The 12,881-nt window shown below is 62.0% G+C and carries 13 protein-coding genes; 6 read left to right on the top strand and 7 right to left on the bottom strand.

What is annotated here, in order from left to right:
- The first annotated feature begins 22 nt into the window (after positions 1-22).
- Together ACFQ6Y_RS24185 and ACFQ6Y_RS24180 are read left to right on the top strand one after the other, a co-directional pair.
- Positions 23-757 (top strand): TetR/AcrR family transcriptional regulator, encoded by a 735-nt coding sequence (locus ACFQ6Y_RS24185; RefSeq protein WP_003941527.1) that lies wholly within the window; start codon positions 23-25, stop codon positions 755-757.
- Positions 758-814: 57 nt separating this feature from the next.
- A complete protein-coding gene (locus tag ACFQ6Y_RS24180; protein ID WP_378638053.1) occupies positions 815-1,669 on the top strand; it encodes a polyphosphate kinase 2 family protein in 855 nt (284 codons plus the stop codon).
- Positions 1,670-1,685: 16 nt separating this feature from the next.
- Here ACFQ6Y_RS24180 and ACFQ6Y_RS24175 read toward each other — a convergent pair whose 3' ends face one another.
- Positions 1,686-1,907 carry a hypothetical protein gene (locus tag ACFQ6Y_RS24175; protein WP_230816894.1) on the bottom strand — a complete coding sequence of 74 codons (222 nt, stop codon included), beginning with the start codon at positions 1,905-1,907 and terminating at the stop codon, positions 1,686-1,688.
- Between the two features lie 114 nt (positions 1,908-2,021).
- Between ACFQ6Y_RS24175 and ACFQ6Y_RS24170 the strand changes: the two genes are divergently transcribed.
- A complete protein-coding gene (locus tag ACFQ6Y_RS24170; RefSeq protein WP_378638048.1) occupies positions 2,022-2,591 on the top strand; it encodes a DUF2231 domain-containing protein in 570 nt (189 codons plus the stop codon).
- Positions 2,592-2,613: 22 nt separating this feature from the next.
- Here ACFQ6Y_RS24170 and ACFQ6Y_RS24165 read toward each other — a convergent pair whose 3' ends face one another.
- Positions 2,614-3,027, bottom strand: a complete 414-nt coding sequence (locus ACFQ6Y_RS24165; protein ID WP_003941464.1) for a DUF6292 family protein — start codon at positions 3,025-3,027, stop codon at positions 2,614-2,616.
- 120 nt (positions 3,028-3,147) lie between these two features.
- On the opposite strand from ACFQ6Y_RS24165, the gene ACFQ6Y_RS24160 reads away from it, so the two are divergent.
- Positions 3,148-4,416, top strand: coding sequence for a glycosyltransferase (locus ACFQ6Y_RS24160; protein WP_209921288.1), 1,269 nt, complete (start codon positions 3,148-3,150; stop codon positions 4,414-4,416).
- A 55-nt stretch (positions 4,417-4,471) separates the two neighbouring features.
- Here the strand turns inward: ACFQ6Y_RS24160 and ACFQ6Y_RS24155 are convergent, their stop codons facing one another.
- Entirely contained in the window at positions 4,472-4,915 is a 444-nt protein-coding gene (locus tag ACFQ6Y_RS24155) for an STAS domain-containing protein (protein ID WP_007735372.1), read from the bottom strand.
- A 391-nt stretch (positions 4,916-5,306) separates the two neighbouring features.
- Here ACFQ6Y_RS24155 and ACFQ6Y_RS24150 point away from each other — a divergent pair, with 391 nt between their 5' ends.
- Both ACFQ6Y_RS24150 and ACFQ6Y_RS24145 read left to right on the top strand, forming a co-directional pair.
- Complete coding sequence (locus ACFQ6Y_RS24150) at positions 5,307-5,738, top strand: ATP-binding protein (RefSeq protein WP_230816889.1); 432 nt, start codon at positions 5,307-5,309, stop codon at positions 5,736-5,738.
- Positions 5,735-6,529 carry an RNA polymerase sigma factor SigF gene (locus ACFQ6Y_RS24145; protein WP_020906739.1) on the top strand — a complete coding sequence of 265 codons (795 nt, stop codon included), beginning with the start codon at positions 5,735-5,737 and terminating at the stop codon, positions 6,527-6,529. The genes ACFQ6Y_RS24150 and ACFQ6Y_RS24145 overlap by 4 nt, the downstream gene beginning before the upstream one ends.
- Before the next feature lie 5 nt (positions 6,530-6,534).
- Here ACFQ6Y_RS24145 and ACFQ6Y_RS24140 read toward each other — a convergent pair whose 3' ends face one another.
- The 4 genes from ACFQ6Y_RS24140 to aceA form a co-directional block, all read right to left on the bottom strand.
- Positions 6,535-7,575 (bottom strand): NAD(P)-dependent alcohol dehydrogenase, encoded by a 1,041-nt coding sequence (locus tag ACFQ6Y_RS24140; RefSeq protein WP_042452947.1) that lies wholly within the window; start codon positions 7,573-7,575, stop codon positions 6,535-6,537.
- Between the two features lie 72 nt (positions 7,576-7,647).
- On the bottom strand, positions 7,648-9,954 hold the full coding sequence (gene metE / locus ACFQ6Y_RS24135) for a 5-methyltetrahydropteroyltriglutamate--homocysteine S-methyltransferase (protein WP_378638040.1): 2,307 nt from the start codon (positions 9,952-9,954) through the stop codon (positions 7,648-7,650).
- A gap of 92 nt (positions 9,955-10,046) precedes the next feature.
- Positions 10,047-10,943, bottom strand: a complete 897-nt coding sequence (locus ACFQ6Y_RS24130; protein WP_003941541.1) for a 3-hydroxybutyryl-CoA dehydrogenase — start codon at positions 10,941-10,943, stop codon at positions 10,047-10,049.
- A 200-nt stretch (positions 10,944-11,143) separates the two neighbouring features.
- Positions 11,144-12,433, bottom strand: a complete 1,290-nt coding sequence (gene aceA / locus ACFQ6Y_RS24125) for an isocitrate lyase (protein ID WP_050656693.1) — start codon at positions 12,431-12,433, stop codon at positions 11,144-11,146.
- Positions 12,434-12,881 lie beyond the last annotated feature (448 nt).

Here is a 12,881-nt window from a genome sequence, read left to right as displayed (position 1 = left end):
CACCACAGATATGAGATGACTCGTGGCCAAGAATGCCGTGCAGGACAACGAGCAGGTAGACGGCCCAGTCGTTGCTGATGCGAAGCCCGAGAAATCCGACGGTCGTAAGCGTCGTTGGCGTGAGCACAAGATCGCTCGCCGCGAGGAACTCGTCGACGGCACCATCGCCGCCATCCGCGCGCGCGGGCGTGAGATCGGCATGGACGAGATCGCATCCGAGATCGGTGTCTCCAAGACGGTCCTCTACCGCTACTTCGCCGACAAGAGCGACCTCACCACCGCCACGATGATGCGGTACGTCGAGACCATCCTCTCGCCGCGTATCTACGAAGCGATCAGCGGCGATCTCGACGATTTCGAACTCACTCAGGCCAGCATCACCGCGTACGTCGAGACGGTGGCATCCGACCCGGACATCTACCTCTACGTGATGGCCAACGGCGCCGGCGCCAACCGCGACGTCGTTGCCGACTCCGAGCGCATGATCGCCGAGTTGCTCTCCACGGTGTTGGGCAATCGTCTTCGCGAGATGGAGATGGATTCCGGCGGCTCCCTGCCGTGGGCATTCGGGATCGTCGGCGGAATTCAGCTCGCGACGCACTGGTGGATCTCGAACAAGTCGATGTCCGCTGAATCGCTGATCGACTACCTCACGATGATGACGTGGGGCGGCATCACCGGCATTGCGGCGGTCAACGGATCACCGGCCAAGTTCAAGTCGGTTCCGCATCCCCTCGTCAAGCCTGCCGAGGACTGACTCGCCCGAGACCGAACTTTCGGGCCGTAGGGGGCGATCCTGTGGCACTCTTTCGGCATGGCACAAGACTCGCTGTGGGAAACACCGGCCGCCAAGACCTTGCGGGCAGAGCCCGGGTTCGAAATCGATCAACTCGATCGCAACAGCACTCCGGGATTCACCGGAAACAAAGCTGACGGCGAACGTCTGCTCGAGGAGCGCGGCGCGGTACTGTCCGACCTGCAGGAGTTGCTGTACGCCAACGGCCGGTCCGGGGACAGCCGCTCGATTCTGCTGGTCCTGCAAGGAATGGACACCGCAGGCAAGGGCGGCATGGTCCGGCACGTGATCGGCCACGTGGATCCTTCGGGAGTGCAGCACGCAGCCTTCGGTGTCCCGACCGAAGAGGAAAAGCAACACCACTACCTCTGGCGGATCAAGAAGGAACTGCCCCGCGGCGGCTATCTCGGTGTGTTCGATCGCTCCCACTACGAGGACGTCCTGGTCGTGCGCGTTCACGATCTTGTCCCGGAGGATGTCTGGAGCACGCGCTACGACGAGATCAACCAGTTCGAGAAGGAACTCGTCGACGCCGGAACCACGATCGTGAAGGTCGCGATGTTCGTCTCGCTCGACGAGCAGAAGAAGCGACTGGAAGAACGTCTCGACCGTCCGGACAAGTACTGGAAGTACAACCCGGGCGACGTGACCGAGCGCGGTTTGTGGCCGGCGTATCAGCAGGCGTATCAGGCAATGCTCGACAAGACGTCGACCGAGCACGCGCCGTGGTACGTCGTGCCGTGTGATCGCAAGTGGTACAGCCGAATTGCGGTCACGGAGCTACTGATCGACGCTCTGGAAAAGCTCGATCTCGACTGGCCGCCTGCCAACTTCGACATCGAGGCGGAGAAGGCGCGACTCGCACAGTCCTGATCAGAAGCATTCCCGATCAGAACAGGTGTGGGGATTCGCGGTGCACTTTGTGGTCGTGACGCACAGTGCTGGCGTACAGGGCTACCGCGAGGCCGATGGACGCGACGCCGGCGAGTCCGGCGATCAATGCCCAACCGCCCTGACCTGAGCCTGCCGCCACCAGGAAACTGCCGAGGCAGACCACTGTGGCCAATACCAGGAAATACGACGCCCACGCCGCAAAGAGATTGAGCTTCATCGTTCGCTCCTCCGGTCGGATCTCTTTCGTTTCGACCGTACGCCGGAGCATGACGGTCGACAAGACACTGCCGTCGCGAGGTTTCCCGACGTCTACGCCGGGTAGCCGAATTACATGGACATCGGAACTCTTTATCGCGGAATCGAATCCGCTCGCGGACTGGACGGTCCGTCCACTGGCCTCAGGCGCAGAATCCTCGAGATCACGGAGCGATCCGACCGATCGCGCACTGTCGCCGCACTTCTCCGCGGCGCCGCCGTCGGGCATCCCATCCATCCTGCCCTCGTGACCATTCCCGCGGGCGCGTGGACGGCTTCGTTGGTCTTCGATGTTCTAGGCGATCCGCAGACTGCACGACGGCTGATCGGGCTCGGATTGGTTTCGACTCCGCCGGCTTTGCTGACGGGATGGCTGGACTGGTCCGAACGTGGCGACGTCGCACGCCGAGTGGGGCTGGTGCACGCGGCGTCGAATGCAGTGGGGATCTGGTCTTTTGCGGCGTCGTACAGGCTACGCGGAAAGGACTCACTCGCACTGGCGCGAGTGCTGTCGGTGCTGGGGCTCACCGCGGTCGGTGTCGGTGGCGCGCTCGGTGGTCACATCGTTTTCAAGCTCATGGACGATCCGGCCGTGGAGGCTGCAGCGACTCCGGTTCTCGATCCCATCCTGGATGCAGTCAACTGAGCCGATCGGACCTCGATACTGTTCAGGCGTAAGCACTTCCGGAGTAGCTCCGCAGTTCTCGCGCGGTCTCGTCCGAATCCGCCAATGGTCTGTTCATGACCCAGTGTGGGCTGCGCGTGCCCAGTGTCGCGGCAAAATCGGCGACGGCGTCCGGGGTCGGCACTGCGTGTTCGCCCAGATATCCGAGAACGATGAGGTCCTCCCCTGATCTGGTCTCCACGGCCAGGGCCCAACCGCACGTCTCCTCCCACAGCAAAGCCACCTCGCGCCCGGGGAAACGCGGCACAGTTCGGTCCAATGCGATGTAAGCCTCCAGAGGGTGCTCGCGCCTGCAACACCACTGCTCGATGCCGGCCCCCACACCGACCGCCACCCGTTGTACGTACCGCTCGAACCCGAGTCCGACGGTTGCGTCGACCAGCATTTGTTCTGTCATCGAACCTCACTCCTCGCCATCGTGTTTGGAATGTGCCCAGCGCTGACCGCGTCGAAACCCGGTTCAGATCACGGACTCCGGGTATCCCCAGACGAACCGATCAAGTGGAGAGGGGACCCGATGAAGTACTCGCCCGCTATGGCTCCCGGACGAATGCTGAAGATCTCCATGGTGTCGGTGAACGCCGATCCACTCGCACCGGTGGGCTGCTCGGCAGCCGGTGCACAGAACCTGCACGTCGACGAACTGTCTGCCGCCTTGGTTCGTGCCGGACACGACGTCACCGTCTTCACCAGGCGTGCCCACGTCGGTGGGCCGGACCGCGTTCGCGCCCGCGCCGGGTACTCCGTCGACTATCTCGAGGCCGGCCCGACGCAGGCTCTTCCGGATGCCGACATCCTCCCTCACCTGGGAACCTTTGCCAGCATTCTGCGCGCTCAGTGGAGTACCGACCGACCCGATGTGGTGCACTCGCACTTCTGGATGTCCGGTGTGGCAACGGAACTCGCGACCCGATCGCTCGGCATCCCCGTACTTCAGACATTCCATTCCCTGGGATCTGCGGCGCACCGCCACCTAGGAGCAGCCGACGACAGCCCCTCGGAGCGGACTCACCTGGAACCGTTGATCGCCAGGGGCGCAACCCATGTCATCGCGACCAGTTCGGACGAAATCTTCGATCTGGTCCGGCAGGGATCACCGCGATCACGGACCACGATGGTGCCCTCGGGCGTGGACACCGAAACATTCACCCCGGAGGGACCCGCCGCGAAGAAAACCGCACCGCATCGATTGATCTGCGTCGGAAGACTGGTGGAGCAGAAGGGCTTCGATGTTGCCGTCGCCGCGCTGGCTTCGCTGCCGGATACGGAGTTGGTGGTGATCGGCGGGCCACCCGTCGCGCAACTGAGCACCGACGAAGTGGCGATCCGCTTGGTCAAGCTCGCCGAGCGCCTCGGCGTCGCAGATCGAGTCCAACTGTTGGGACGGGTTCCGCACCGCCAACTACCGAAACTGATGCGATCGGCCGACGCCCTCGTGTGCACCCCTCGATACGAACCGTTCGGAATCGCGGCACTGGAAGCAATGGCGTGCGGAGTTCCCGTAGTCGCGACTCCTGTTGGCGGACTGCGGGATACGGTGATCGACGGACTCACCGGGCGTCGGGTCCCGGTCAACAACCCGGTGGAAACCGCGCGCGCAGTCCGCCATCTTCTCGACGACGAGGACGAAGGCGCGGCGTTTGCACGGCAGAGCCGGGCCCGAGCGTGCGAATCGTATTCGTGGGATCACGTCGCCACCGAAGTGGTCCGCACCTACGGCCGCTGCGTCACAGCACCGCCGAGAGCCCGCCAACACAAGGGCACTCACCGAAGTGAAGTGCACTGACGCTGACGGGCTCTACGAAACTGAATTTCACGAAGCTTGGACTGAAACTGCGTGATCAAGCGGGGAAACGTCGGGTCTCTTCGAGTCCGATTGCATGATCGAGCGACTCGTAGCAGGCAAACATCGACTCCTGACCAGCTGCTTTGAGCAACCTTTGCACCGGGCGGGCGCAGACGAGCGCGAGTGTGCCGCCCACGTCGCGTGATCGCGTCGACAGGACCGACAGTACGGACAAGCCGCACGTCCCCATGAATTCGAGTTCGGATAGATCGACGACCAGCGTCCGGTCCGCGGCCACGTGGTACGTCAAGAAGTCACGAAAAGCATTGGCGCTCATCAGATCGATCTCACCACGAACTTTGATCACAGCGGTGTGTGCACTGATGCGGTGCGCGTGAAACGATGCGGTCGCTGTCCCGGTCGCGGGAGGTCCGTAGTCTACCGATCCCTTCGCCGCGTTCGTAAAGCCTGAAATAGATGATCCTGGAACAACAGTCATGGTTCTCCCATCCCGCAACGGTTTACACTCTGCAAAAGAGAAGGGACCTCCGAAGGAGACGCACGATGAACGGGTCTCCAGAAATACGGATAAATCCCTCATCGGCTGTGTGCTCAACCTCGGTTTGAAACAGTACGCCAGCATGACCGACGTCACAAGTGCGTTGCGACCATTCGTTTCGGTGCTCCGAACAAAAATGTGGTTTGGTCTGCGGTTCCGCGAGGTAATCCGATGTTGCGACTGCCAACGGTCGTGAGCAGAACTGTGTCGATTACCCCGGCACCACCATCGACGAAATTTCGTGTTCGGGGGTCACGGTGAAGGTCGAGATGGGTATCGTTCTCGGCACCAGACTTCACGGCGACCCCTGGTACGACGATCCGGAGAACTTATGGCACACCTCAGCGCACTCGAGCCCGATCAGGATCAGACTCAACCAGTCGTGGAGTTGAGGATTCAAGCGACTCTCGATCAGCTGTCGATTTTGCGTGCACTGGCTGCCACCGTTGCCATTCAGGAAAACTTCGACCTCGACGCCATCGCCGACATCAAGCTGGCCATGGACGAAATCTGTACGCATCTGATTGTTCGTGCTGCCCCTGATTCGGTTCTGGTGTGTCGGTTCGTCTTCACTCCCCCACAACTGCACGTGTCCGTTTCGACGACCACCACGGAGTACGAGGACGGCAGTCAGCGCTCGTTCGGGTGGCACATCCTCACCGAACTGACGGATTCGATTTCGCTCGACCAGGAAGAGAACCTCGGCGGTGCCGGCTACATCACGACCATGAAGTTCACCAAGGCCCTCAGCGGGCGCCTGTGACCGCTTCCGCAGACGGCCCGTCACGCCCGCGTCGGCGGTCCACCGACGAATATCGGGACGTCATACCAGTTTTCGAGGAAATGCGGACCCTCGAACCCCACAGCCCCGAGTACGAACGAGTGCGCACTGCACTCATCACCAGGTGCCTACCGTTGGCCGAGCACATTGCCAGGCGATTCGACGGGCGCGGTGAGGCGCACGACGATTTGGTTCAGGTGGCACGGCTCGGTCTGGTCAACGCCGTCGACCGTTTCGATTCCACGCGCGGCTCCGATTTCGTCTCGTTCGCAGTTCCCACCGTGATGGGTGAAGTTCGGCGACACTTCCGTGACACCGGTTGGGCGCTACGCGTTCCGCGTCGGATGAAGGAGTTGCATTTCCAACTCGGGCAGGCGATCAGTGAGCTGTCTCAGCAACTCGGGCACGCCCCGACCGTCGACGAGTTGGCCGAGACGTTAGGGATAGAACGCGAAGAAGTCGCCCAGGCGTTGATCGCCGGCAACGCGTACCAGACCGTCTCGGTCGACGGTGCCGCGTCCAATCACACCGATGATCTCCCGCTCGTGGAAACACTCGGTGACTACGACGCAGCACTCGAGAACGTCGAGAATCACGAGGCGTTACGCCCGCTTCTCGACAAGCTTCCCGAACGAGAGCGGACGGTGTTGATGCTCAGATTCTTCGGAAACCTGACGCAGACACAGATCGCCGAGAAAGTCGGCGTATCCCAGATGCACGTGTCGAGATTGCTCGCGAAGACACTGAGTAATCTTCGCGAGCAACTCGACTGAGCGGGTCAGATCGTTGCGGTGTCGATCACGAATCGGTATCGCACATCGCTCTTGATCACGCGCTCGTAAGCATCGTTGATGTCGCTCGCCGGGATCAGTTCGATTTCTGCACCGATGCCGTGCTCGGCGCAGAAGTCGAGCATCTCCTGTGTCTGCGGGATACCACCCACCATGGAGCCGGCGAGACTACGACGGTTTGCGGCGAGCGAGAATGCCCGAACTTCGATCGGCTTCTCCGGCAGGCCGAGTTCGACGAGAGTGCCGTTGATGGCGAGCAGGGACATGTAGGCGTCGATGTCGAGATTGACCGAGACCGTGTTGAGGATCAGGTCGAACTCGCCGCGAAGAGCCTTGAACGTCTCACGGTCGTTGGTCGCGTAGTAGTGATCGGCGCCGAGGCGAAGACCATCTTCCTTCTTGCCGAGCGTCTGACTCAGGACGGTGACTTCCGCTCCGAGCGCCTTGGCGATCTTCACACCGACGTGACCGAGGCCGCCGAAACCGATGATGGCGACCTTCTTGCCGGGGCCGGCGTTCCAGTGCCGCAGCGGTGAGTACAAGGTGATGCCTGCGCACAGGAGCGGCGCGGCAACGTCGAGTTCGATGCCCTCCGGGATCGAGAGAACAAAATGCTCGGTGACGACGATGTGCGTCGAGTAGCCACCTTGAGTGCGCTCGCCGTCGCGTCCGGTGGCGTTGTACGTACCGGTCACACCCTTGCGGCAGTACTGCTCTTCGCCGGCGGTGCAGGCGTCGCACTCTCCGCACGAGTCGACGAAGCAGCCGACGCCGACGCGGTCGCCGACCTTGTGCTTGGTGACATCGGAACCCACGGCGGCGACGACGCCGGCGATTTCGTGTCCGGGGACGATCGGGTACTTGGCTCCGCCCCACTCGTTGCGAGCGGTGTGGATGTCGGAATGGCAGATGCCGGCAAATTTGATGTCGATGAGAATGTCCAGTGGACCGAGCTCGCGGCGTTCGACGGTGGTCTTCTCGAGCGGACCGTCAGCAGACGTCGCGGCATAAGCAGCAGCAGTAACCATGCAGACATGCCTACCCGTGCATGGAGGGACCTGCAACTCGCAGGCCCCTCCATGACTAGTTCTTTACGTGACTTACTCGGGGTCGCGCTCGGCTTGCTCGGCGCGACGACGCAAGCGCCTCGCGGCCGCAACCATGTTGCGCAGCGAAGGCTCGAGCTGCCACGGATGGCGGGTCTTGAGGCCACCGTCCGGGTTTGCCCACAAACGATCGAGAGAGATCGATTCGCTTGCCTCGGTAAGCAATTCGTCGAGCTCGTCGATGTCGGGAATCCGAGCCGAACGAGATTCGTAGACGCCGGGGCCGACGCCGTGTGTGAGCGCGCCTTCCTTGAGTGCTTCGAGAACCCACGTGATGGAGCGGGTCGCGACGATAGCCGTCACATCGGCGTCCAACCGTTCGATGGCGTCGACCACCGACGACCGAGCGGAGTACGTCAGATGTGTGTGGATCTGTGTTTCCGGCTTCGCTCCACCCGTTGCCAGACGGAACGCGTCGACGGCCCACTCCAGGTAGGCCTCCCGGCCGTCCTCACGCAGTGGCAGCAGTTCACGAATTGCCGGCTCGTCCACCTGGATGATGGCGATTCCGGCGGCTTCGAGATCCGCGATTTCGTCTCGAATGACAAGTGCCAGTTGCTCTGCCGTTTCGTAGAGCGGCTGATCCTGACGCACGAACGAACGAGCGATCATGGTGACCGGACCCGTCAGCATGCCCTTGACCGGCTTGTCGGTCAGCGACTGCGCGTACGCAATCCACTCGACCGTCATCGGCTTCGGACGTGCGATGTCTCCGTAGAGAATCGGCGGACGCGTACAACGAGATCCGTAGGCCTGAACCCAACCGTTGTGCGTGAAGGCATAGCCCTCGAGCAGTTCGGCGAAGTACTGGACCATGTCGTTGCGCTCGTGCTCGCCGTGCACGAAAACATCGAGACCGATGTCCTCTTGCAGACGGATTGTGCGCTCGATCTCTTCCTGGATGCGCTTGTAGTAGTCGTCCCACTCCAAGCGCCCCTGGCCGAGTTCGTAACGAGCCTGGCGAATCGCGTCGGTCTGCGGGAACGAACCCAGTGTCTGAGCCGGAACCAAAGGCAGGTTCAACCGTTCCTGCTGAGCTTTGCGACGCTCCTCGTACGGTGCACGCACACGATCTTCGGGCTTGATCGCGTTGACCCGAGCACGGACTGCGTGCTTGAGCTTGAAGTGCACCTTCGTCGGACGCTTACGCCACTTGTCCGAAGGACCTTCGGTGAGCGCCTTCGCCAGTGAGACGACCTCGCCGACCTTCTGCTTCGCAAAAGCCAAACGGTCTGCGACGTCTCCCGGAATGTCGTACTCGGAGAGCACGTCGTACGGCACGTGCAGCAGCGACGACGACGTGGAGACGACGAGGTCAGGCACGACGTCCTTGAGTTCGTTCAGGTACGTCAACGTGTTGAACCGGTCGACGCGCCACACGTTACGACCGTCGACGACGCCTGCGTAGATGCGCTTGCGCTTGATGTTCGGCACCGCGGCCAGTTCCTCGGCCGTGATCTTGCCGTGCACCAAGTCCAGACCGAAGGCCTCGATCTTGGTGGGCGCCAAGATGTTGAGGGCTTCGCCGAACTTGCCGTACGGACCCGTCACCAACAGGCGCGGGCGCAGCGGAGCCGTCGAAAGTTTCTCGTATGCGCGTCCCAGAGCGGCGAGCTCGTCGGCGGTGCGGTCCTCGGTCACCGAAGGCTCGTCCAACTGAACACAGGTGGCACCGGCCTTGGCGAGCTGCTCGAAGAGCTTCTCGTACTCGGGCAGGATTGCGTCCAACAGATCGAGTGGGGTGAAGTTCGGATCGGACTTCTCGGTGGCAGGCCCGACCTTCGAGAGCAGAAGCAGCGAAACCGGTCCCATGATGACGGGGCGCAATTCGATGCCGCGCGCCTTCGCACGTTCGAACTCGTCGAGCAGTGCTTCCGAGTTGAGCGAGAACACCGTGTTCGCGTCGATCTCGGGCTGACGGTAGTAGTAGTTCGTGCCGAAGAAGCGCACCAGCTCGAGAGGCGGGAAGTCGGGGCGACCGCGGGCCATCGTGAAGTAGAAATCGAGCGGATCGAGTGCGCCCTCGAGCGGCTTGAACCGCTCCGGCACTGCGCCGAAAAGCAGCGCATTGTCGAGCACGTGATCGTAGAAGGAGAAGGTGTTGCCGGGAACCTGGCTCAATCCCGTCGCAGCCAATTCGCTCCAGGTCGATTCCTGGAGTTCCTTGGCGACCGCGAGGAGTGCGTCCTTGTCCGAAGTGCCGTGCCAGTAGGACTCGAGGGCGCGCTTGAGCTCACGGCGCGGCCCGATGCGCGGATACCCCAGGACGCTGGAGCCGAATGCTGCAGTGCTGCTGGACATGCGGTCGACCTTTCTAACCGAGGGGCGCGAGCGCCCTGTGCGCGTTTATGGAGTCTCTACACTCCACAAACGCGCACAGGGGGCTTTGGGCCTTAGCTTGCCTGCTTGGTGGAGCGACCGTTGTCGGCGTATTCGTAGAAGCCCGCGCCGGACTTCTTGCCGGTCAATCCGGCTTCGACCATACGCAGGAGCAGCGGCGGAGCGGAGTACAGCGGCTCCTTGAACTCTTCGTACATGGAGTCGGCGATGGACTTGACGGTGTCGAGGCCGACCAGGTCCGTCAGCGCCAGCGGACCCATGGGGTGCGCGAGGCCCAGAACCGTTGCCTTGTCGATGTCTTCCTTCGTTGCGAAGCCCGACTCGACCATGCGGATCGCCGAGAGCAGGTACGGCACCAGGAGTGCGTTGACGACGAAGCCGGAGCGGTCGGCACTGCGGACGACCTGCTTGCCGAGGATGTCGCTGGCAAAAGCCTCGGCGCGCTGCGAGACGGAGGCACTGGTCTTGAGCGTCGTCACCAATTCGACGAGCGGCAGAACCGGCACCGGGTTGAAGAAGTGCATACCGATGACTCGCTCGGGACGCTTGGTCGAGATGCCGAGCTTCATGATCGGGATCGACGACGTGTTGGACGCGAGAACCGCATCCGGGTCCGTCACGACCGCGTCGAGCTCGGCGAAGATTTCGCTCTTGATCTTCTCGTCTTCGACGACGGCCTCCACGACGAGCTGGCGGTCCGCGAAATCTCCCAGATCGGAGGTGAAACGCAGACGCCATGCGGCCTGCTCACGCTCGCGTTCTGTGATCTTTCCGCTGCTCACGCCGCGGTCGAGCGAACGCAGGATGCGTGAACGCCCGGCTGCTGCAAGCTCGCGAGTCTGCTCGAAGACCAGAACATCGACATGTGCGCGGGCGCACACCTCGGCGATTCCGGCACCCATGATTCCGGCGCCGATAACGCCGACGCGCTGAATTTTTTCGCTGGTCACGTCAGCTCCTTGTTTGTCTCGTGGAGTTTGTCTGGTGAAGGTTTTGCAGTCTGAAGGTGTTGCAAAGAAAGCACTTCGAACTGCGTCGACGCTGGTGGCCGATGCAATTGGAACTGCCTTGAAGACGAGAGAAAGTAGATCGGTGATACAAGCAGGGGAGAGACCCGAACCCGAGCCTCTCCCCCACCCGAAGTCAGTTCTTAGTGGAACTGGCCCTCTTCGGTGGAGCCCTTGAGAGCTGCCGTCGAGGTGTTGGGGTCAACGGTGGTGGCGATGGTGTCGAAGTAGCCGGCGCCAACCTCACGCTGGTGCTTGATGGCGGTGAAGCCACGCTCTTCAGCAGCCTTGAACTCACGCTCCTGCAGGTCGACGAATGCCGTCATGCCTTCGCGGGCGTAGCCGTAGGCCAGGTCGAACATGCCGTAGTTGAGCGAGTGGAAGCCGGCCAGCGTGATGAACTGGAACTTGAAGCCCATTGCGCCGAGCTCCTTCTGGAACTTCGCGATGGTGGCGTCGTCCAGGTGCGCCTTCCAGTTGAAGGAAGGGGAGCAGTTGTAGGCCAGGAGCTGGTCCGGGAATTCGCTGCGAACGGACTCGGCGAACTTCTTTGCAACCTCGAGATCCGGCACGCCGGTCTCCATCCAGATGAGGTCTGCGTACGGTGCGTAAGCCTTGGCGCGAGCGATGCAGGGCTCGATGCCGTTCTTGACGCCGTAGAAGCCCTCAGCCGTGCGGGTTCCGTCGAGGAACGGGCGGTCACGCTCGTCCACGTCGGAGGTGATGAGGGTTGCGGCCTCAGCGTCGGTGCGGGCGATGATGACGGACGGAACGTCCGCGACGTCGGAAGCCAGGCGAGCCGAGGTCAGGGTGCGGATGTGCTGCTGCGTGGGGATGAGCACCTTGCCGCCGAGGTGGCCGCACTTCTTCTCCGAAGCGAGCTGATCCTCCCAGTGGACACCGGCAGCGCCGGCGCCGATCATGGCCTTCTGCAGCTCGTAAGCGTTGAGAGCGCCACCGAAGCCGGCTTCGGCGTCGGCAACGATCGGAGCGAGCCAGTTGCTGACGGAGGTGTCACCCTCCGTCTTGGCGATCTCGTCGGCGCGCAGGAGTGCGTTGTTGATGCGACGGACGACGGCCGGAACCGAGTTGGCCGGGTAGAGGCTCTGGTCCGGGTAGGTGTGGCCCGAGAGGTTCGCGTCGCCGGCAACCTGCCAACCGGAGAGGTAGATGGCCTTCAGGCCGGCGCGAACCTGCTGCACAGCCATGTTGCCGGTAAGTGCACCGAGGGAGTTGATGTAGTCCTCGTTGTTCACGAGATCCCACAGGATCTCGGATCCGCGACGAGCGAGGGTCTGCTCCTCGACGACGGTGCCCTGGAGCTTGACGACCTGATCGGCCGTGTAGTTACGAGTAACGCCCTTCCAGCGAGGGTTGGTGTCCCAATCCTGCTGGAGCTCAGCTGCGGTCTTCGGGGTGCCGGTGGTCGACATCAAGACTCCATCTCTTTGATCTGCTGGTCCGGCCTGTTGTGAGCAGTACGTGCGTACTACTTCACATACTTGCCAGGCCCTTCTTGTGTACTTACCGAGAATGGCACATCGAAAAAGTGCCGTCTACCTGTTGCTAATGCCAATCTTCGCTACCTTTTCAACACACTTTGCTAAGTCTGTGAAGATTCCTACACGGCGAGCACTGCCCATTCGGACAGGTTCCGTACTGGCGAGTAGTAATGAAACCGCAGGCTGTGAACGAAATGCACTCAACTCCGCCACTGGTGAATTACGCCTGTTCGCGCAGCGCACGGAACGGGCCTGTCCGCTACTTCGGAGTCAACTTCATTGCCCGCAAGTGACCGCAATCACTTCGTCGCAACGGCATTCGCGCGAGCACTTTCCCGAGATCGAGGTCTCGCAAAGCCCCCGACAACCCGTTCGCCGG

This window comes from Rhodococcus sp. NPDC056516, assembly GCF_042794655.1.
In the GTDB taxonomy this organism is placed as follows: domain Bacteria; phylum Actinomycetota; class Actinomycetes; order Mycobacteriales; family Mycobacteriaceae; genus Rhodococcus_F.
The sequence above is the reverse complement of the archived record's forward strand: the minus strand, read 5'-3'. Positions and strand labels throughout refer to the sequence as shown.

Bases quoted from the DNA above. Each gene is read 5' to 3' on its own strand.
- ACFQ6Y_RS24165 (WP_003941464.1), bottom strand. From the start codon at position 3,027: ATGACAGAACAAATGCTGGTCGACGCAACCGTCGGACTCGGGTTCGAG.
- ACFQ6Y_RS24180 (WP_378638053.1), top strand. From the start codon at position 815: ATGGCACAAGACTCGCTGTGGGAAACACCGGCCGCCAAGACCTTGCGG.
- ACFQ6Y_RS24170 (WP_378638048.1), top strand. From the start codon at position 2,022: ATGGACATCGGAACTCTTTATCGCGGAATCGAATCCGCTCGCGGACTG.
- ACFQ6Y_RS24160 (WP_209921288.1), top strand. From the start codon at position 3,148: ATGAAGTACTCGCCCGCTATGGCTCCCGGACGAATGCTGAAGATCTCC.
- ACFQ6Y_RS24175 (WP_230816894.1), bottom strand. From the start codon at position 1,907: ATGAAGCTCAATCTCTTTGCGGCGTGGGCGTCGTATTTCCTGGTATTG.
- ACFQ6Y_RS24155 (WP_007735372.1), bottom strand. From the start codon at position 4,915: ATGACTGTTGTTCCAGGATCATCTATTTCAGGCTTTACGAACGCGGCG.
- aceA (WP_050656693.1), bottom strand. From the start codon at position 12,433: ATGTCGACCACCGGCACCCCGAAGACCGCAGCTGAGCTCCAGCAGGAT.
- ACFQ6Y_RS24140 (WP_042452947.1), bottom strand. From the start codon at position 7,575: ATGGTTACTGCTGCTGCTTATGCCGCGACGTCTGCTGACGGTCCGCTC.
- ACFQ6Y_RS24150 (WP_230816889.1), top strand. From the start codon at position 5,307: ATGGCACACCTCAGCGCACTCGAGCCCGATCAGGATCAGACTCAACCA.
- metE (WP_378638040.1), bottom strand. From the start codon at position 9,954: ATGTCCAGCAGCACTGCAGCATTCGGCTCCAGCGTCCTGGGGTATCCG.